The sequence below is a fragment of the Psychrobacter sp. AOP7-A1-24 genome (genome assembly GCF_052376235.1).
Taxonomy (GTDB): Bacteria; Pseudomonadota; Gammaproteobacteria; order Pseudomonadales; family Moraxellaceae; genus Psychrobacter.
Genome location: NZ_JBQSVM010000004.1, coordinates 46,897 through 65,610, shown reverse-complemented (window position 1 = coordinate 65,610; position 18,714 = coordinate 46,897). Strand labels below are relative to the sequence as shown.

Genomic DNA, 18,714 nt, shown 5'->3' with positions numbered 1-18,714 from the left:
AATCGTCGACGAAACTGCTATTTTTATCAAATAGTAAATGATGAACAGGCATACTAGAGCTGGTTCATTAATTTATATACAACCAACTATTAGATCTGTATCAACCATGACAATATTATGTGTCATATCGCTCAAATGTAAATGACTCTCATCAAATTCTTGCTCATAATACCAAACTTTAAAATAAAAATCCGTCTAGCAGTGATTGTCTAGCATGATAAAATGGAATATCGTTAGTGAGTAATTTTGTATCATTTGGCCAAACTGTTTTATAAAGGCAGTTCTGTATTACTGGATTTATTCTATGCTTGATGAGAAGCCGCTGTTAAATAACTACCACCAAGCTCCTGTTATCGGTTATCACCGCGCACCGCTGTCACAAAAGTTTGGTGTGCCGCGCCAACCAAATTTGGTCGCTTTGACTAGTGTCATTGAGATGTTAGCACCATATGATACGCCAGCCGCATTTGATGGTTTGGACAAGTTTAGTCATATATGGATCAGTTGGCAGTTTCATCATAATTATCGATATAAAAATAACAATGAAACCAGTACTGGCTTTCGCGCTCAAGTACGACCACCAAGATTAGGCGGTAATCAAAAGATAGGGGTGTTCGCCAGTCGTAGTATGTATCGTCCTTCAGGGTTAGGCCTATCTGTTGTTAAGCTCGAACAGATCAAAGTAGTCCAAGGTCGCGTATTACTGGTTATCAAAGGCGCTGATATGATAGATGGCACGCCAATCATTGATATCAAGCCATATGTTGCTTACAGCGATGCGTTGATAAAAGCTGAGAGCGGATTTGCATCAACTGAGCCAAAATTACTAAATGTGACCGTGACCGACGCTGCTAATGAGCAGTTTATGATTCTGATAAACAACGGCACTTATAACGATGATACAAGTATCAACGACGCAAACCCTAGATTGAGTAATGCGACAGTTGCGTCTACGATTCACCATATACAAAGTCAATTGATAGCCTCAGATATGAGCATTATTAAAGAGTTAATTGCCCAAGACCCGCGTCCAGCGTATCGTCGGACAGAGATAGCCACATCATTTATTATGCGTTATAAATCTGTTGATGTGAGTTTTCAGCTGATGGAATCAGGACAGCTACAGATAACTGCTGTGATATTAATATAACTGGCTTACATTGATATCATTTTTGGCAAAACATTTTAAAATAATAGAAGAAGAGAGATATGTCTGCTCAACAGTACTCGATAGTAATTGATTTGCGTTGGTGTCTAGATGAGCTATTGGCAGATAGAGTGATTGATCAACGTGGCTATAACCTAGTCATTACTAGTCGTCGCGATAAAGCGCAGCATCCTCTACTAACGATTAGTGAATTTGGTTTACCTAATGGCCATGCGACGGACAATAGCGCTGAAAATAAATTATCATTGGATTGGCTCAACCAGTGGTTGGCGGCTAAAGCAGGTATGTCTCTCGTTCGTATTGATCCTCTAAAGGTCGATGTTCCTGCGGTCACTCAATTGATGTCATTTGAATATGCACGTTCACAGTATATTTTACCGATTGAGGTCGCTGTAGATGAAGTGATTATCGGAACGGATCAGCCTTTTTATAATGACTGGCACTCAAACATTGAAAAACTGATCAAATCAAAAAGCTATCGTACGGTCTATATTAATCCTGAGCAGATCAGACGCTACCGGCAAGAGTTCTATCAAGTCACCCAAGCGATTGCAGGCGCAAATAGTGTCCATAAGCGTGCAGCTGCCGACGTGACCAATGTCGAAGCATTACTGCAATTGGGTGACAATACTAACCCTGATGCCAATGACCAGCATATTGTCAGAGTTGTTGATTGGCTGTTGCAATATGCCTTTGAGCAACGAGCTAGTGATATCCATTTAGAGCCACGTCGTGAGACGGGTAAGGTTCGCTTCCGTATCGATGGTGTGCTTCATACGGTGTATGAGATGCCGTTGGCAATCATCGTCGCGGTGACCGCACGTATCAAAATTCTAGGGCGGTTAAATGTTGCAGAAAAGCGTAAGCCGCAAGATGGTCGTTTAAAGACGCGAACGCCGAAAGGGTTAGAGACAGAACTACGTTTGTCGACTATGCCAACCGCTTTTGGTGAAAAGTTGGTCATGCGGGTGTTTGATCCTGAAGTACTAGTACGTTCCTTCGCTCAGCTTGGCTTGTCAGGCAAGCAGCTTGAAACGTGGCATGAATTGACGGCCCATCCAAATGGGATTATTTTGGTCACTGGGCCTACAGGTTCAGGCAAAACCACGACTTTGTATAGTACTCTCAAGCAACTGGCGACCGAACAAGTCAATGTCTGTACTATTGAAGACCCTATTGAAATGATTGAACCTGCATTTAACCAAATGCAAGTGAATCCAGGTGTTGATCTAAACTTTGCTGATGGCATTCGCTCTTTGATGCGTCAAGACCCTGATATTATTATGGTGGGGGAGATTCGTGATGCTGAAACAGCCAATATGGCAGTACAAGCCTCATTGACAGGGCATTTGGTGCTCTCGACACTACATACTAACGATGCGCCAAGTTCAATCACTCGCTTGCATGATTTGGGTATTCAACCATTTTTGACATCAGCAACTATCTTAGGCGTGATGGCACAGCGCTTATTACGTACGCTATGTCCACATTGCAAAAAAGCAGTGGACGTTATGCCAGACAGCGAGGTTGCCATTCAATGGCAAGAGTTGGTACAACCTTGGCGCGCACCTGCCCCAGCACAAATTTATATGGCTCAAGGTTGCGAGCACTGTCGACACACTGGTTATCAGGGACGAGTCGGCCTATACGAGATTATGCCATTGTCTAACGAATTAAAAAAACTGGTCGCAGCCGACACGAATTTAGATATGCTCAAACAACAAGCCTATCGTGAAGGTCTACAGCCATTACGTTTATCGGGAGCAAAGCGCATTAGTGAGGGTGTAACCACTATAGAAGAGGTGATGCGTGTCGTGCCTCTTAATTAACTATTGTATTTGAAGTCGTGTTTAGCGTTCCCAACATACGTTTTGGCGAATAATTTTTGCTGGTGTGCCTGCTACCATACAGTTTGGTACCGTAACGGGTTTGTTGACAAAAGCACCTGCTGCGATGATACATCCGTCAGCGATAGAGACGTTTTTTGAAATAGTCACATTAGCCGCAATCCAAATGTGATCTCCTAGAATGACGTCAGAATGTGCTTTGTTCACTCGTACGTTAGTATCTATATCGTATACCTTGTGCACATCGGTAGCACGAATTTCAATACCGCGCGATATCATACAAGAATTACCAATAGTCACGCTCTTATCACGTGCCAATATATAGCAGTCGATGGCAGTGGTATGATCACCAATATGAATACGTAAATGATTACCAACGACTAACAACTGACCAGAAAATTTAACATTTTTTGCGATAGTGACTTGATTGTGATTACCATTGATGTCTATTTTTAATTTGTTAAATTTTCCATGACTACCGATGGTGATGCGATTGTTATCACCCTTGCGAATAGTGATTGTAGAGTTGCCAATGATACGTATGTCTTTGGCAATTTCAATATGATTGTTATGACCTCTATCTTGTAATAAAAAACATTGTTTGTACAGTTGCTTGGGCAATAGTGTTTTGAAAACAGGGTGCAAAGTGATGGTTTTTTTATGGTTCATAGTATGGCGCTTATGAGAGATAATAAAATTTTCATGGCTTCGGTTTTTAAAGTATTTTGACGGTACCTTCTAAGTGCTCATCTTCCACTTAGCTAAAATATACGATTAGAGTGTTTTTTATAACAATCAACGTAGTGTACCGCTAAACCATACTTGAAAACAGCTTCCTTCATAGCAATTAATATTAAGAAAATTTAAATTCCCAGACTTTTAATTGAGAAAATTTCAACAACGAGATTATTTATGTTTACAGATACTCATTGCCACCTCAATCGTTTAGATTTGACCAAATATGACGGTAAATTATCTGGCGCGATTGACGCCATGAAAACTGCTAATGTTACCCGCGCGATGGCAATTATGTGTGATTTTGCAGAGTATGACGAGATTGCCAATATTGTGAGCACCTATGGTGACGAGACACTAAATCTAGGGATGAGTGTAGGGATCCATCCTTGCGAAGATATCGATGTACTGAAATCAGCGACTGTTGAACGTTTAATAGAGACTGCCGATAAAGACCATGTATGGGCAATAGGTGAGACAGGGCTAGATTACTACTGGTCTACAGAAAACAAAAAAGAGCAGCAAGCCAGTCTTGCACATCATATCCATGCCAGTCAGCAACTAAAAAAACCGCTTGTCATACATATGCGTGATGCAAAAGAAGATACGATCGATATCTTAAAAAGTGAAGGTGCTGAGCATGGTATTATTCATTGCTTCACTGAAGATTGGGAGACTGCGAAACGTGCTTTAGATTTGGGATTCTATATTTCTTTTTCGGGTATTGTCAGTTTTAAAAGCGCACAAAACATCCAAGACGCTGCACGACATATGCCTAGAGACAGAATCTTGATTGAGACAGACAGTCCATATTTGGCGCCTGTTCCTAAACGCGGTCGCCCCAATGAGCCTGCCTATGTACCCTATGTCGCGAGCTTTATTGCAGATATGTATGGTTGTGATAGTAACGAGGTCGGCGCATTAACCGCAAAAAACTTTGAAAATTTACTGGCACAGTATCATTAAAATGGTTATGCTATGACCAGTCAGTCATTTGTACAATAGTCTTATAGTTCAATCCTATTTAGTATTTGATTCGCTAAACGCAACTACATGATTATAAATGACTAATTTTAAATATAAGCATATCCCTTTTATGGTATTTCAGCAGCTTTTGTATAGTTTTATACGCTCATTGCCAAATGTACGTACATAATTGATGGACATATGCTTAATCTTGTCATGTTTTAGGAGAGATTATGAGTCGTCAGCACCAGTTCAAGGCACGAGAAGAGAATATCTTAGCGATGGCAGAGCAATTGCTACTTGAGTCAGGCGATGGTGATATCACTTTAGACAGTTTGGCGGATCAGCTCGATTTGGCTAAAGGTACCTTATACAAGCATTTCTCCAGTAAAGATGAGCTTTATCTGCGTATTATTATTCGTTACGAAGAGCAATTGTTTGAGATTAACCGCATTGATGACTGCCCGTCGGCAGGTGTTGCCCGCATGATTTTTCAGCAGTTATTTAACCCGCAAAAAGCCATGCTATTGAACCAAATCGAAGAGCGTCTGGCAGCATCAGTGACTGGTCTCAATCGTTTGTTTGGTGAGTTATATGATATCCGTCGTCAGCGCATGAAGCGTTTGATTGATATCATCAGCGTATACCTAAAAGACGAGCACAGCAACCTGAGTACTCGTGATTATCTATCGTCTATTTGGGCGATCGGTCAGGGCGGTGCAGGACTATTAAACTCAAGCTTTTACCAACGCTACTTAGGTCGCCGTGATACGCTGCGTTATGCCTTTGTTCAGCAGGTGCTAGAGTTGCCAAGCCATTATCCTGCTGACGATGACGAAGTTATGGATGAGGATATGCAGGAGCTGGTAGAACAAATCGATACTGAATCAGAAGAGCATCGAAATACCAACTACTAAAGCAATTATTGATAAAGTAGCTCTTAGTAAAGGAACAATTAGTTTTTGGGTTGTGAACCTTTTTTGGCTCTAATAAGTCGTGTTGTAATGGTTACTATTGCAGCACGAATTTGTATATCTTGTAATATTCTTCAAAACCTCTTTCCCATCCTGCGACAATTAAAATTGGACTTATAGGTGCAATATGCCGGTCACTGTCAAGTCTCAGTCCAATTCAGCGGCTACTTGCTCTTTTACTTTAATTAGTCGAAATTCTCGGCCAAATTTCTCAAATACAAGATCTATAAACCATTGTCATAGTTGCCCCTCTACACTAACTTATACTCATCACTTATCGTCTGCTTCATCAATAAAAAATCGGGCACAGACTGGTTTTACGTTGGTAGAAATCGTAGTAGTAGTGGTTATCCTATCTATATTTGCTGGCATGATGAGTTTGTCTGTTGGTAGTAGTGAATCTCGCAAAAACCGCGCTTTTTATGAGCATCTTACCGATTCATTGAGTTATGTTCGTTTGTTATCGGCTGAACGTATGCAGCCCATGGGTTTGCGTATGCAGGCAGATAAGCAAGGTCAAGTAGAACCAGTCATCGTTACCTTATCAAACCCATATGTTGCGTATCAAACAACGGAAATAACGTCAGATAGTACCGACAGTCAGCCTAAGAATGGTATGGAGCTGTCGGCAGAGGTTGCTGGTCTTTCAGGCTCTACTGATGAGAAAAAACTAACGCCAAGCTGGGAGGTTGAGTCGGGTGTGAGCTTGCCTGAACTACCCACTGGCGTAAGTATCAGAGTTCAAAGTCTGGATTTTAGTGGTTCAAAAAATACGGGACGAACCCAAACGTTACAGACTTGGTTTAGTGATCAAAATGTACCGCAAGTATTGTGGTTTGGTACGGGACAAGCAGCGCCCGTCACCATTGAAGTACTTCACGACTCGCGTTTAGTGGGCGAGGTGATTACGATAATGCCAGATGGCAGCATGCGAATCGGACAGGGGGTCTAGTGACTAAATTGTATAAACCTCCTATGACAAGCCAGCCTATGTTATCCAAGTCTATATCAACCAAACCTGGACGCGAGAGCGGCTTTACCCTTATTGAAGTGATGGTTGCTCTGGCTATTTTAGCAGTGGTAGCAGTCGCGGCGAGCCGTGCTAGTAGTGCGTATTTAAGCTCGGTTGATATATTGCGTACTCGTACACTTGCTCACTTCGTCGCCCAAAATGCCGCCGCTGATTTGCGAACTCAAGAGACGTGGCTAACAGCCAATCGCACTCAAACCGTTAATGCTCAAGGGCGTGATTGGCAAATAGTAATGACAGTCGGTGACGCCATCACACCCGCCTTAAAAGAAATCAATATCGCAGTGGCACCCATTGTAGATGGGCAGACACGCACATCGGTTACTGATATCACTGTGATGCTAAGTAATGCTGAGCAAGATACGGGCAGTTTGGACTTAAGTGGTCTAAGTACAGGTAATAGCGAGCAGGCAGGGGGCGGTCTGTGAGGCATCAGCGTGGTTTCACACTGCTTGAGCTAATGGTTGCGATGGTAATATTTGCGATGTTAGCCGTTGCAGGCTGGCAAGTATTTGATGGTGTAAATCGTGCTCGTGAGCGCGCACAATTCCATGCTGATAATCTGGCTGTCTTGCAGTACGCCTATTTGCAATTACAGCAAGACATGGGTCAAATTATCCCTTATCAAACTGCGACTACCCAGAGTGTCAGTGCAGCGAACAACAGTACTAACGCAAGTAACAACCCTCAATCAAGCGAGCAAATAGACGAAATAGTACCTGAGACTTTTATGAGCTTAGACGGTGACCATGTTAGCTTTGTACGCTTTGCCGATCCTGATCCAAGATATCAGATTAGCAGTAGCCTCCAACGTATCGAATACATTTTCGCAGATGAGCGCTTGATACGTCGTCAATATACCAGTATTGAAGGCGGGCGTGACAGCGTTAGCTTGGATAGCGTGTTACTTGAAGGTGTTACAGCAGGACGCTGGCAAGCCTACCTACCAGAGCTAAGCACCAATTTTCCGAGCGACGATACTAATAGTGGCAATAGGACAAATACAGCAAGAGGACAAGCAGCAAATACAGTGAGTCCTAAACCCACAGCTATTTTATTACCGAAAGGAATTGCGGTTAACTTTACTTATCAAGATATGCCAATCACTTGGCAATGGGCACTTGCTCCGCAACCGATACCACATAGTAATAATCAAAGCATAGTCAACAACACAGACGGTAGTAGCAATGATAATGCTAACAGTGACAGCAGCGGTAGTGATAATAGTAGCGGTGCTGATAATAGCAATGTAGAAACGAATAATTGAGAAGGTAGTCGCCAAAATGTATCAACTGCTCAACAACAAAGGCTGCGTATGTCGATAACTGCGAACTCTCAGCGCGGTGTCGCATTACTGACTATCTTATTATTGGTAGTGAGCATCACGGTGGTTGCAGGGTCGATGCTTGCTAGCCAAAAAATCACGATTAGACGTAGTAGTCTGTTGTTCGATCAAAATCAGTTACTGCAAGATATCGATGCAGGTCAACAGTTGGCAGTAACAATGATTCGTGCTGATAGCAGTCTTAATGATACTGATAGTGCGCAAGATATCTGGGCGCAGCCAATACCACCGTATTCATTGTCCAATCATAGTGTCAGCATCGAGCTACGCGATGAGTCTGGTCGGTTTAATATTAATAACTTGTATCAAGATGGAACGGTCAACACTACTGCTTTAGAAACATTCCAACGACTGCTCACGCAACTAAATCTAGAGCCTGATATTGCTACTGCTATACTTGATTGGCAAGATGCAGACGGGGAGGTATATCAAGATGGCGGTGATGAAAGTGCGGTATATGCGCAGCAGTCAAACGCTATAGACTCAGACGCTCTGCCAAATCAGCCGTTTGTCAGTATCTATCAGCTACAAGAAGTCAAAGGGGTGAGTGCGGAGACATTAGCGGTATTGCGACCTTATCTGACTGCGGTGCCTTATTATGTGCCGATCAATATCAATACTGCCAGTCCTGTATTGTTAGCAGCACTAGTTGATGGCGCCAACAGTCAACAGATGCAAGCACTAGTTGATATGCGCGCGCAGCAGGCGCTGACGTCTATTGATGCAATGTGGCAAGTACCGATATTTAGTAGCCTAAATGAAGAACAACGTAAAGCCTTAACACGACTGCTCGCCGTTGATAGCCAAGCTTTTATGGCGCTTATCACAGCAACTGATAATGCAGCTGTCGGTCAGGCTAGACAGCGTTTTGCCACCGTTCTGATTAGTAAAGCTGTCGTTGATACTAATCAAGCAGTTAGTAGTAATCAAGCGGCAAATGGTGGTGAGGTAGACGGTAAAATGCCCAAAGAAATCAAAGTAGTGACACAGCGACTATGGGCATTTCGTCCGAGTTTTTAGCGGATAGTGTTGGGATCGTATTTAATCTTTAAGGCGCGTTTCTTCGCTAGACTTCCAATTATAAGCCCCGTAAAAAAGCATTTGCGCTTGACGAGTACAGTTATGTAGCATTAGCTGTTTATTCTCTTCGATTTCGTTTAGATCAATCTCATCATCATGATCTTCCGTATAGGTTAGCTCTAACCAATCAATAATCCAAGAGAAGAACATGTTTACGCCAGCCTCAGCTAATAAACGACGGTCGTAAGCATTGATATGAGTAAATGCTGGTTGTAACGCTAAGTCATCTGCCAAACCTTGAGCGTGTATCTTAATCAACTCATTGATGGCTTTTCGCACTGCTTCTGACCCACCATAACGCTCGCTGACCAAGAATTGCCAGTAATAAGGCTGATCGCTGACCATATACAAAAACAGCTGAATACTTTTTGCGATTTGACGATCAAAGCTACGTTTGCGTCCAATTTGCAGACTATCACTTAACGTAGCTAACGTGCCGCCCAATTCCTCAATGACTAAAGCACGTCCAAGTGATTCCATATCATCGAAATGGCGATAAAACGCAGTCGGCACAACGCCAACCTCGCGTGTTACTTGTCTGAGGCTGATAGAGCTAAAAGATTGCCCTGTCATACATAAATCAAGCACAGCATTAAAAAAGGCGTGCCGAGTTTGAAGTTTTTTTTGTTCGCGACTGCTCATAATATTTCAAAATTATCCAATAGAGGTTTATCATACTCATTTCAACGTATAAATACGACTGAAATACGCCATTCGTGTTAATTTACTAAACCTGCACTGGTCTTTTACACCACTGTGCCCCAATGTCCCTGCAATTCTTGCGCCAATCGATAGGCTTCGTGGTCATTCATACCTGTAATAAAATCCAAAATATTTAAGACATTATGATAGGTATCGTCGGACAATATGCGGCGATGCTCGTCAAGATGAGGCTGCAATAATCTTAATAAACGTTGCTGTTCAAAGGACATTGGTGGCTGCATAGTAGCAGGTTGAGACCCTGTCCAAGCGAGTGGCATAAAAGCATTCATCAAACTGTGCAGACATTGATTGGCCATCAGCTCCATCCTTACTTTACTAGGATGATTAAATATTTTTTCGCGTGCTAGCTGCTTAGCTTGATTAATACCACTCTGTACGCTGGTATCACAGTGGGCAAATAGGCTTCCTTGCAGCGTGCCAGCCAGCAATGCATCGCTGTTAGCGACAAAAGCATCGGTGACAGTATTGACCAAACGCATCATAGCTCGTGCCCGAAGAGAAGCGAGACTCTGTCTAACAGACATATGCGCTGGCAAGTTTACGCTACTCGGGCGCTCACCAATTAGCTCATAAAATATCGTGGCTACTTCACTATAGGTTAGCATATTCAGATTGATGCCATCTTCTAAATCGATTAGTGCGTAACAGATATCATCTGCCGCTTCTAGCAAGTAAGCCAATGGATGACGCGCAAAACCATCGTGCTGCTCTGAGCGTGGTAAGTTCAAACAGGCCGCCAATTCTTCTAACTGAGAAGCCTCGCTATAAAAGCAGCCAAATTTCTGCACATTATGATGGTTATCATTGATATCGTTGCTGTGAGTCGCCAACCATGGATATTTCATAAAAGCGCCTAACGTGGCACAAGTGAGCCGCATACCACCCTTGTCAGGATGATGTTCATTACGTGCTAATAAGCGAAATCCTTGAGCATTGCCTTCATATGCCAGTAAGTCCAGTCGCTCGTTGCTGCTTAAGTTTTCTAGAATTGCTTGAGGGTCGGGCTGCCTAAACCAATCACGAATCGCATACTCTCCAGCGTGGCCAAAGGGCGGATTGCCTATATCATGGGCAAGGCATGCTGCTTGTACAATGACACCAACATCTGCTGGTGAGACTCCTACTGGCAAGCCGCTACCTAACGCATCATGAACTTTTTCGGCAGCCATCATTCCAAGTGAGCGTCCAATAGAAGAAACTTCTAGCGAATGAGTCAGGCGCGTATGAATACCGAGCTGATTGGTCAGCGGGTGGACTTGGGTTTTTTGATTGAGCTGCCGAAAAGAGTGAGAAAATACCAGTCTGTCATAGTCTTTATGAAACTGAGAGCGAGTACTGGTATTGGCGTTGAATTTTTTGGTAGCACCAAGACGCTGTGAGTTGAGGAGGTGCGACCATTGTGTGGTAGGAGATGACAAAGAAATTGGTGTACTTAGCATATTGAAACATCCGAAACCAAAGGAGCCTCTAGCATAGCAAATTAGCGCCCTTGGTACAGCTATAGTCAACCATCTATAAAGTGGATACGATGTTATTTTCGCTTAGCCTACTGCTTGTAGTGCTTTTACTTGGTTTGCTTGTATCCGAATCATATTGAATTGACTATATTAAGATTTCTGACAGTTAAATAACACCTCTTCCTCTTCAATCGCTACATCATTGTCTAGTGTTTTATTGCGCAATGTTGCTGTGTCGCCATTTACTTGCCATATGATACCGTGAGTATAATCCAGTCCAATCTCACCTACATATGCTTGTGTATTAGCATCAGTGTTGCTATCTGAGGTAGCGACCAAATCGTAATCTAGACCATCGATGATTAAGTTTGCGGTGTGTGGTGTATCGTCGTTATGGTAAGAAGCACCAATGGTAGCAGTTGGCTCACAAGTATACGGCGTGCCTGCACTGGCATGATTATGTCCCTCATGATCGTGTCCGTCATGCTCGTCATGATCATGTCCTTCATGTTCGTTATGATCGTGTCCGTCATGCTCGTCATGATCATGTCCTTCATGTTCGTTATGATCGTGTCCTTCATGTTCGCTATGATCGTGACCTTCATGCTCGGCCGTTACTTCTTCAGATGCTGCTGTATCTGTACTAGGCTGGCAGCCTAATAATGAGCCTGTCATGATACTTCCGATTAATGCAGCACCTGCAAGTTTAGAGAATGAGAGAGAGTTAGTCATGGTATAAGTTCTCGAATAAGTGAAAATGAAGGTATGTTATAATATAACAATAGATAGGTAAAATAAAGCCGATGCTGGAGAATATCCAACATCGGCTCGTTTTTTATAAATACGCTCTACCGCTTTACCGCTTTACCGCTTAAACATTAAACGTTAAAGCGAAAGTGCATGACGTCGCCATCTTGCACGATATAAGTTTTACCTTCTAGGCGTGATTTGCCAGCGGCGGCTGCGCCTTTTTCACCGTTGTATTCGATAAAGTCATCATAAGCGATGACCTCAGCACGAATGAATCCGCGCTCAAAATCAGTATGAATCACACCAGCAGCTTGCGGGGCTGTAGCGCCAACAGCTACCGTCCATGCACGCACTTCTTTGACACCAGCGGTAAAGTAAGTCTGCATATCAAGCAAATCATAACCACCACGAATGACTTGATCTAGACCTGCTTCGTCCATGTCCATTTCGGCTAAGAAGTCTTTTTTGTCTTCTTCATCAAGCTGAGCGATTTCAGCTTCGATTTGGTTGCATAGTGCGATGACGATAGAGTCTTCACCAGTGGCATAGTCGCGCACTGCATCAAGGTATGGGTTATTTTCAAAGCCATCTTCAGCGACGTTAGCGATATACATGGTTGGCTTTAGGGTAATTAGGCCATAACTTCTGATTAGTTTTTTCTCATCAGCGTCTAGGCCAGCGGCGCGAGCAGCCTTACCTTCTGCTAATAATGGCTCAATTTTTTTGAACACATCTAGCATGGCTGCAGCGTCTTTATCACCGCCTTTGGCTTTTTTGGTCAAGTTAAATACCGCACGTTCTACAGCTTCTAAATCCGCCAATGCCAGTTCGGTATTGATGGTTTCGATGTCATCAATTGGGCTGACGCGTCCATCAACGTGTACCACATTGTCATCATCAAAACAGCGTACGACGTGAGCAATCGCATCAGTCTCACGGATATTGGCTAGGAACTGGTTGCCCATACCTTCGCCTTTTGATGCGCCTGCGACCAAACCTGCGATATCGACAAACTCCATGGTCGTTGGCAGTACACGTTCGGGGATGACGATGTCAGCTAGTTTTTTTAGACGTGGATCTGGTACTGGCACGATACCCGTGTTGGGATCTTTGGTACAAAACGGAAAGTTTTCAGCGGCGATACCCGCTTTGGTCAAGGCGTTAAACAAGGTGGATTTACCCACGTTTGGTAGGCCAACGATGCCGCAATTAAAACCCATAGCATTCTCTCAATATAGTAATAAAATCAGTTGGTATAAAGATTGGTTAAATGATAAATCAAAATTGGGCACATTGTAGCAAATTTACCTGAATAGGGGTGAGGTTGTTGCGTTGTAGACTGATATTTAGCATCTGTTATTGCTAGTAATTTTGCCATTTTATCTATTATGGTAAGCTGTACTATAAAATGAGCAACTGATCTGTGAGCAATGTCAAAGGTTCATCCTTTGTAAAGGCGATTAACATAAACGAAAGGCCACTCCCTATAATGACGACCACAATTTTTAATACACGCCGCTATAGTTATCCGCAGAACTTTCTTGAAATGAAACCTAAGCTGGCTCAGCTTGAGCAGGCAATCAAAAAGCTAGAAGCAAATCTGATTGATACTGCTGAGGCGGCAAATATCAAGTTATTAGGTCAAAGATTGGATGGTGGTGCGGGGTTAAAGGTCGATTATGCCAGTGAGTTAAATCTAGACCAGCTAATGGCTGCAACGACTATCGAAGGCAAGGTATTGGTCATCGCCGGTGCAGGTTCTGGTAAAACCAAAACACTCACTTATCGAACCAGTTATCTGTTAGAGAATGGGGTGTCGCCTAAAGATATCTTGCTACTCACCTTTACCCGAAAAGCCGCCAATGAAATTAAAAGTCGTGCAAAGACGCTATTGACCAGCCGTTTGTCTGATGAGGATTTGGCCAAGGATAAGCTGCCAACTGATAAGTGGCTCAACGACATTGCTAGCGGCACTTTTCATTCATTTTGTAATATGCTGCTGCGCCAGTATTCAGGGCTGCTTGGTATCAATCCTCGATTTACGATTTTAGACACGGGTGATAGTGAAGATGCGATTGATCTAATTCATAAAGAAAAGAAGTATCCCACCCAAACCAAGAACCAAGCGTTTCCTCGTAAAAAGACCTTACAAAACATCTTTTCAACCTCTAGAAATAGACGCATTCATATCCGCGATTTGATAGAAAACAGTTACCCTGATATCGCTGTACATATTCCTATCATTGAGCAGCTGGCGGTTGACTTTCATGAGTATAAGCGGGCCAATCATCTTTATGACTTTGACGATATTATTAGCCAAGTGGTACGTCATTTAAAGACCAATGATAAATTTCGACAACTGCTACAACGTCAGTACCGTTACGTGATGGTCGATGAATATCAAGACACCAATATTCCACAAAAAGAGCTGATAGATTTGATTTGTGAGCCTGAGTCGGTATCGCTCATGGTCGTTGGTGATGACAATCAGAGTATTTATGCCTTTCGCGGTGCCAATTATGAAAACATCTTGTTGTTTGGTGAGAGTTACCCCGATGCCAAGTTGATCAAGCTTGAGCAAAATTATCGTAGTACGCCTGCCGTTTTAGACTATATCAATGCTTTGTCAGCACAAATAACGCTAGGCTATCAAAAACAGCTGTACTCTGACGCATTAGTAACAGGACTCAAGCCGGTATTTAGTCGCCTGCGTGATGAGACCCGTGAGGCCAAATATATTGCTGATAAGATCATCAAGCTAAAATCAGAGTTTGATTATGACGACTTTGCTGTATTGTGCCGAACGTCATTTCAGTCCAATTATGTTCAATTAGAATTTATGGAGCGTCATATTCCATTTATCGTCGTGGGTGGTATCAAGTTTATAGAAAGACGTCATATAAAAGACGTTTTGGCATTCGTAAAGATACTTTATAACCCCAATGACACGATCGCATGGCACCGTATTTTGACCTTGTTTAAGGGAGTAGGGTCAGTCACCGCGACCCGTTTGACCCAAGCAATTAATGCTGACAATAATTCGTTTGAGCCATTAACTACGGCAAAGTTTGCCAAAAAAAGCGAGCAGCTTGAAGCTTTGTATCATACGCTTACGAATGCTACTCAGGCTGAATCCATTGAAAATATCCTTGAGCATATTTTAGCATTTTATATTCCTGTCTTAAAAACGATCGAAGAGAATTGGCGTGAGCGTAGTGAAGACTTTCGTGTACTCAAAAATTTGGCAACACAATACAGTAGTCTTGATGACTTCTTAGAAAATCTTGCGCTCGATCCTCCCAATGATTCGGTGGCGACAACCAGTGAGCCCGAGGCAAACGATACGGACAAAGTCACTATTTCGACCATTCATAGTGCCAAAGGACTAGAGTGGCCAGTGGTGTTTGTGAATGCTTTGGTCGATGGTATGACGCCGCATCATCGTTCGTTGGATGACTTTGAAGAGCTCGAAGAGGAGCGCAAGCTGTTTTATGTCGCCTGTAGTCGTGCTAAGTCTCAGCTGTATCTTACGGCACCTGATTACTTTTCTAGCTATTCAGGTTATTTTGACAAGCCGTCACGGTTTATCGCTGAGCTATCTGCGAATGAGGTGACGGTTGAGACGGTTAAAAGACCTAGTATGGAGAGTGATGATCCAGTGTGGTGGTAGTACTCTATGTTTCGTTAATTGTTTAATTTATTAAACATAAACTAATAAAACTGTTCAGTAATATAGATAAGTTAACTTACCGATAGTTGAGTGTTTTATAACCAAAAGTATTGAATAATTTGACGCTATTTTCATCAAATTCGTTGCTAGGTTATAGCTTAAGGTTGGTATTATTCCTATCGAAAATACTTTATCAAAAACCCCATAACTAAAAGTATGTAACGCAAAAATATTTCTCAGATAAGGGTTTAAAATTTATCCTAATGCGTTACTATTACCACCTAATTCTGTTAGACCCTTATATTTGATACTCTGTATTAACACCCTAAGAAAAGGATAGGTTATGCGCTACGAAGTTATCGTTATCGGTGCAGGTATGGTTGGCACGTCAATCGCGTGGCATCTACAAAAAAATAACTCAAATGTATTATTGTTAGATAAAAAATTGCCAGGGTCAGAGACCTCATATGGTAATGCAGGATTGATTCAGCGCGAAGCCATTCATACACATCCTTTTCCTCGTCAGCTGACTGAGATGATCAGAGTATTGCCGAACCAAGGTACCGATATTCGCTATCGTATCCCGGCAATTTTGCGTTATCACCAAGCACTACTTCAATACTGGAAATACTCTACACCTGCTTCAGTCAATAAGATCGAATCAGAGTGGCAGACGCTGATTGAGCATTGTACCAGTGAACATCAAACGATGATTGAAGCATCTGGTGCTGATGAGTTAATTACTCGCGATGGCTGGTTGCAATTGCATCGCTCTGAAGAGACCTTCAAAGAAGCGCAAGCAGCAGCCATTGATGCACGTAATCAAGGGGTTGAGCATAACGTCCTAAACCTTGAAGAATTAAAAGCAATGGAACCTAGTGCTAATTTTGAAGGTTTCGTTGGTGCAATTCATTGGAAAAATTCTTGGCAAGTATCAAACCCAAGCTCGCTCGTAAAAGCCTATGCGAAAAACTTCCAAGATATGCAGGGTACGATCAAAGAAAGCGATGTAAAAGAAATCGTAAAAGATGGTGAAGGTTGGAAAATTATCACTGATAATGATACTTATTATAGTGATAAATTGGTTATCGCAGCAGGCCCATGGTCAAATGACTTGATCAAGCCACTTGGCTACAACTTGCCATTATTCCCAATGCGTGGTTACCATCAGCATTTCAAAGTGACAGAAAAAAATACCATCAATCACAGTATGTTTGATATGGATAAAGGCTTTGTGATGGGTCCGATGCAGCAGGGTATCCGTATCACGACCGGTGCTGAGATGACCACCATGAATGCGCCAAAGAACTTTGGTCAGTTACAAACCGTATTGAAGCTTGCTCGTAAAATCTTACCATTAGAAGATGCGGTTGAGAGTGAAGCATGGGCAGGATCACGTCCTTGTATGCCTGATATGAAACCAGTTATTGGTCCTGCAGACAAGCATGACCAGTTATGGTTCGCCTTTGGTCATAGTCATCAAGGCTTTACCTTAGGGCCTATGACAGGTCGTTTGGTTGAAGAAATGATTCATGAAAAGCCATTATTGGTAGACCTTGCACCATTTAGTGCTCAGCGTTTTTCGAAATAAGAGCGTGTTTGATAGAGTTATCGCAGATTTAAATCAATAGATTGAAGGTATACAACATGATAAAGAAGCTACACAGCACCCCGCGTATGAGCAGAATCGTCGTTCATAACCAAACCGTATATTTATGCGGTCAGGTAGGTAATGCAGAAGACGATATCAAAGCGCAAACGTTGACTTGCTTAGAAAAAATTCAAACGTTGTTAGAAGAAGTGGGTAGTGACAAATCAAAACTACTATCAGTAACGGTTTGGATCAAAGATATGGCAGACTTTGCTGCTATGAATGAAGTCTATGACAAATGGTTTGAAGGTATTGAGCCACCAGCACGTGCTTGCGGCGAATCAGCGCTAGCACGTCCTGAGTTATTGGTTGAGATGATCGCCATTGCTGCTGAGTAAAGAGCTCGTAGTTGATAATAGCACCAGTAAAAAAAGGCCATGATAGCAATATTATGGCCTTTTTTATGCGTGGCTATAAGCTAGCGTAATTATTCATACAGCTACTGATAAAGTTAATCATATAGCTATTAGCATCCTTTCCATACCGCTTGGCGTTTATCAATAAAAGCATCGATGCCTTCACTCACATCGTCTGCCATCATATTACAGGTCATTACTTTGCTAGCGTAGTCATAAGCGTCTGCGACATTCATACTTAGCTGCTTATAAAACATATCTTTGCCAGTCCTTACCGCTATCGAAGACTTGGCAGTAATCGCCGTTATCAATGACTGCAATGCTTGATCTAATTGCTCTACCGGTGCGACTCGATTGATCAATCCATATTGCAGGGCAGTGTGCGCATCGATAAATTCACCTGTGATGAGCATCTCAAATGCTTGTTTGCGAGGTAGGTTGCGACTGACGGCTACCGCAGGCGTAGAGCAGAAAAGCCCAACGTTTATCCCGGAGGTGGCAAACTTCGCATTATCAGCGGCAACAGCCAAATCACAAGCGGCAACTAGCTGACATCCTGCAGCGGTGGCAATGCCTTGTACTTTTGCAATGACGACTTGAGGCATAGAGTTGATGGTAAGCATCATTTTGCTACATTGCTGGAATAGAGCACGGTGGAATGCCTCATCTGAGCACCCGCGCATCTGCTTTAGATTGTGACCAGCACAGAACGCCTTACCCGTCGCTTGAATCACGACCACTCTGATCTTATCGTCCTGAGCGATTTGGTCCAGCTCCGTCTGTATGGCAGACAGCACTTCAACAGACAGCGTATTAAACTGCTTGGGTTGGTTTAAGGTGAGCGTGACTACGCCGCTCTCTTTATTGTCTTCTCTAATAACGAGAAGGTTGTCTAGGTCTAGGGTAACGTCAGATTGTGTCATTTATCATCCTTGATAATGGTTATTTGGTTTAGCAAATGC

At 42.7% G+C, this 18,714-nt stretch carries 17 protein-coding genes; 11 read left to right on the top strand and 6 right to left on the bottom strand.

Annotated elements, in window-relative coordinates; all coding sequences use genetic code 11:
- Positions 1 to 304: 304 nt before the first annotated feature.
- The gene (gene tsaA / locus ACT3QQ_RS02690) at positions 305 to 1,150 is read left to right on the top strand and encodes a tRNA (N6-threonylcarbamoyladenosine(37)-N6)-methyltransferase TrmO (protein WP_444521914.1); all 846 of its coding nucleotides are present in this window, start codon (positions 305 to 307) and stop codon (positions 1,148 to 1,150) included.
- Positions 1,151 to 1,209: 59 nt separating this feature from the next.
- Positions 1,210 to 2,997 carry a GspE/PulE family protein gene (locus ACT3QQ_RS02685; protein WP_444526810.1) on the top strand — a complete coding sequence of 596 codons (1,788 nt, stop codon included), beginning with the start codon at positions 1,210 to 1,212 and terminating at the stop codon, positions 2,995 to 2,997.
- A gap of 21 nt (positions 2,998 to 3,018) precedes the next feature.
- Here ACT3QQ_RS02685 and ACT3QQ_RS02680 read toward each other — a convergent pair whose 3' ends face one another.
- The gene (locus tag ACT3QQ_RS02680) at positions 3,019 to 3,684 is read right to left on the bottom strand and encodes an acyltransferase (protein WP_444526809.1); all 666 of its coding nucleotides are present in this window, start codon (positions 3,682 to 3,684) and stop codon (positions 3,019 to 3,021) included.
- Between the two features lie 243 nt (positions 3,685 to 3,927).
- On the opposite strand from ACT3QQ_RS02680, the gene ACT3QQ_RS02675 reads away from it, so the two are divergent.
- The 6 genes from ACT3QQ_RS02675 to gspK all read left to right on the top strand — a co-directional run bounded on the left by ACT3QQ_RS02675 (position 3,928) and on the right by gspK (position 9,085).
- Entirely contained in the window at positions 3,928 to 4,716 is a 789-nt protein-coding gene (locus ACT3QQ_RS02675) for a TatD family hydrolase (protein WP_444526808.1), read from the top strand.
- A gap of 233 nt (positions 4,717 to 4,949) precedes the next feature.
- On the top strand, positions 4,950 to 5,633 hold the full coding sequence (locus ACT3QQ_RS02670; protein ID WP_444519567.1) for a TetR/AcrR family transcriptional regulator: 684 nt from the start codon (positions 4,950 to 4,952) through the stop codon (positions 5,631 to 5,633).
- 349 nt (positions 5,634 to 5,982) lie between these two features.
- A complete protein-coding gene (locus ACT3QQ_RS02665) occupies positions 5,983 to 6,642 on the top strand; it encodes a prepilin-type N-terminal cleavage/methylation domain-containing protein (RefSeq protein ID WP_444526841.1) in 660 nt (219 codons plus the stop codon).
- 38 nt (positions 6,643 to 6,680) lie between these two features.
- Positions 6,681 to 7,148 (top strand): type II secretion system minor pseudopilin GspI, encoded by a 468-nt coding sequence (gspI, locus tag ACT3QQ_RS02660; RefSeq protein WP_444526807.1) that lies wholly within the window; start codon positions 6,681 to 6,683, stop codon positions 7,146 to 7,148.
- Positions 7,145 to 7,987 carry a type II secretion system minor pseudopilin GspJ gene (gspJ, locus tag ACT3QQ_RS02655; RefSeq protein ID WP_444526806.1) on the top strand — a complete coding sequence of 281 codons (843 nt, stop codon included), beginning with the start codon at positions 7,145 to 7,147 and terminating at the stop codon, positions 7,985 to 7,987. The genes gspI and gspJ overlap by 4 nt, the downstream gene beginning before the upstream one ends.
- A gap of 48 nt (positions 7,988 to 8,035) precedes the next feature.
- Positions 8,036 to 9,085, top strand: coding sequence for a type II secretion system minor pseudopilin GspK (gene gspK, locus ACT3QQ_RS02650; RefSeq protein WP_444526805.1), 1,050 nt, complete (start codon positions 8,036 to 8,038; stop codon positions 9,083 to 9,085).
- A 21-nt stretch (positions 9,086 to 9,106) separates the two neighbouring features.
- On the opposite strand, the gene ACT3QQ_RS02645 is transcribed toward gspK, so the two are convergent.
- The 4 genes from ACT3QQ_RS02645 to ychF all read right to left on the bottom strand — a co-directional run bounded on the left by ACT3QQ_RS02645 (position 9,107) and on the right by ychF (position 13,295).
- Positions 9,107 to 9,787, bottom strand: coding sequence for a TetR family transcriptional regulator (locus tag ACT3QQ_RS02645; protein WP_057759356.1), 681 nt, complete (start codon positions 9,785 to 9,787; stop codon positions 9,107 to 9,109).
- Positions 9,788 to 9,891: 104 nt separating this feature from the next.
- Entirely contained in the window at positions 9,892 to 11,307 is a 1,416-nt protein-coding gene (locus ACT3QQ_RS02640) for a deoxyguanosinetriphosphate triphosphohydrolase (RefSeq protein ID WP_444526804.1), read from the bottom strand.
- 168 nt (positions 11,308 to 11,475) lie between these two features.
- Positions 11,476 to 12,057 carry a hypothetical protein gene (locus ACT3QQ_RS02635; protein ID WP_444526803.1) on the bottom strand — a complete coding sequence of 194 codons (582 nt, stop codon included), beginning with the start codon at positions 12,055 to 12,057 and terminating at the stop codon, positions 11,476 to 11,478.
- A 146-nt stretch (positions 12,058 to 12,203) separates the two neighbouring features.
- Positions 12,204 to 13,295, bottom strand: coding sequence for a redox-regulated ATPase YchF (gene ychF, locus ACT3QQ_RS02630; RefSeq protein WP_444526802.1), 1,092 nt, complete (start codon positions 13,293 to 13,295; stop codon positions 12,204 to 12,206).
- A gap of 269 nt (positions 13,296 to 13,564) precedes the next feature.
- On the opposite strand from ychF, the gene ACT3QQ_RS02625 reads away from it, so the two are divergent.
- From ACT3QQ_RS02625 to ACT3QQ_RS02615, 3 genes are all read left to right on the top strand, one after another.
- Positions 13,565 to 15,745, top strand: coding sequence for an ATP-dependent helicase (locus ACT3QQ_RS02625; RefSeq protein WP_444526801.1), 2,181 nt, complete (start codon positions 13,565 to 13,567; stop codon positions 15,743 to 15,745).
- Positions 15,746 to 16,088: 343 nt separating this feature from the next.
- Entirely contained in the window at positions 16,089 to 17,336 is a 1,248-nt protein-coding gene (locus ACT3QQ_RS02620) for an NAD(P)/FAD-dependent oxidoreductase (protein WP_444526800.1), read from the top strand.
- Between the two features lie 59 nt (positions 17,337 to 17,395).
- On the top strand, positions 17,396 to 17,734 hold the full coding sequence (locus ACT3QQ_RS02615) for a RidA family protein (protein ID WP_444519841.1): 339 nt from the start codon (positions 17,396 to 17,398) through the stop codon (positions 17,732 to 17,734).
- A 128-nt stretch (positions 17,735 to 17,862) separates the two neighbouring features.
- Here ACT3QQ_RS02615 and ACT3QQ_RS02610 read toward each other — a convergent pair whose 3' ends face one another.
- The gene (locus tag ACT3QQ_RS02610) at positions 17,863 to 18,675 is read right to left on the bottom strand and encodes an enoyl-CoA hydratase (RefSeq protein WP_444526799.1); all 813 of its coding nucleotides are present in this window, start codon (positions 18,673 to 18,675) and stop codon (positions 17,863 to 17,865) included.
- Positions 18,676 to 18,714 lie beyond the last annotated feature (39 nt).

Excerpts from the sequence above, each read along its gene's own strand:
- tsaA (WP_444521914.1), top strand. The coding sequence starts at position 305 with ATGCTTGATGAGAAGCCGCTGTTAAATAACTACCACCAAGCTCCTGTT.
- ACT3QQ_RS02685 (WP_444526810.1), top strand. The coding sequence starts at position 1,210 with ATGTCTGCTCAACAGTACTCGATAGTAATTGATTTGCGTTGGTGTCTA.
- ACT3QQ_RS02680 (WP_444526809.1), bottom strand. The coding sequence starts at position 3,684 with ATGAACCATAAAAAAACCATCACTTTGCACCCTGTTTTCAAAACACTA.
- ACT3QQ_RS02675 (WP_444526808.1), top strand. The coding sequence starts at position 3,928 with ATGTTTACAGATACTCATTGCCACCTCAATCGTTTAGATTTGACCAAA.
- ACT3QQ_RS02670 (WP_444519567.1), top strand. The coding sequence starts at position 4,950 with ATGAGTCGTCAGCACCAGTTCAAGGCACGAGAAGAGAATATCTTAGCG.
- gspI (WP_444526807.1), top strand. The coding sequence starts at position 6,681 with ATGTTATCCAAGTCTATATCAACCAAACCTGGACGCGAGAGCGGCTTT.
- gspK (WP_444526805.1), top strand. The coding sequence starts at position 8,036 with ATGTCGATAACTGCGAACTCTCAGCGCGGTGTCGCATTACTGACTATC.
- ACT3QQ_RS02645 (WP_057759356.1), bottom strand. The coding sequence starts at position 9,787 with ATGAGCAGTCGCGAACAAAAAAAACTTCAAACTCGGCACGCCTTTTTT.
- ACT3QQ_RS02640 (WP_444526804.1), bottom strand. The coding sequence starts at position 11,307 with ATGCTAAGTACACCAATTTCTTTGTCATCTCCTACCACACAATGGTCG.
- ACT3QQ_RS02635 (WP_444526803.1), bottom strand. The coding sequence starts at position 12,057 with ATGACTAACTCTCTCTCATTCTCTAAACTTGCAGGTGCTGCATTAATC.
- ychF (WP_444526802.1), bottom strand. The coding sequence starts at position 13,295 with ATGGGTTTTAATTGCGGCATCGTTGGCCTACCAAACGTGGGTAAATCC.
- ACT3QQ_RS02625 (WP_444526801.1), top strand. The coding sequence starts at position 13,565 with ATGACGACCACAATTTTTAATACACGCCGCTATAGTTATCCGCAGAAC.
- ACT3QQ_RS02620 (WP_444526800.1), top strand. The coding sequence starts at position 16,089 with ATGCGCTACGAAGTTATCGTTATCGGTGCAGGTATGGTTGGCACGTCA.
- ACT3QQ_RS02610 (WP_444526799.1), bottom strand. The coding sequence starts at position 18,675 with ATGACACAATCTGACGTTACCCTAGACCTAGACAACCTTCTCGTTATT.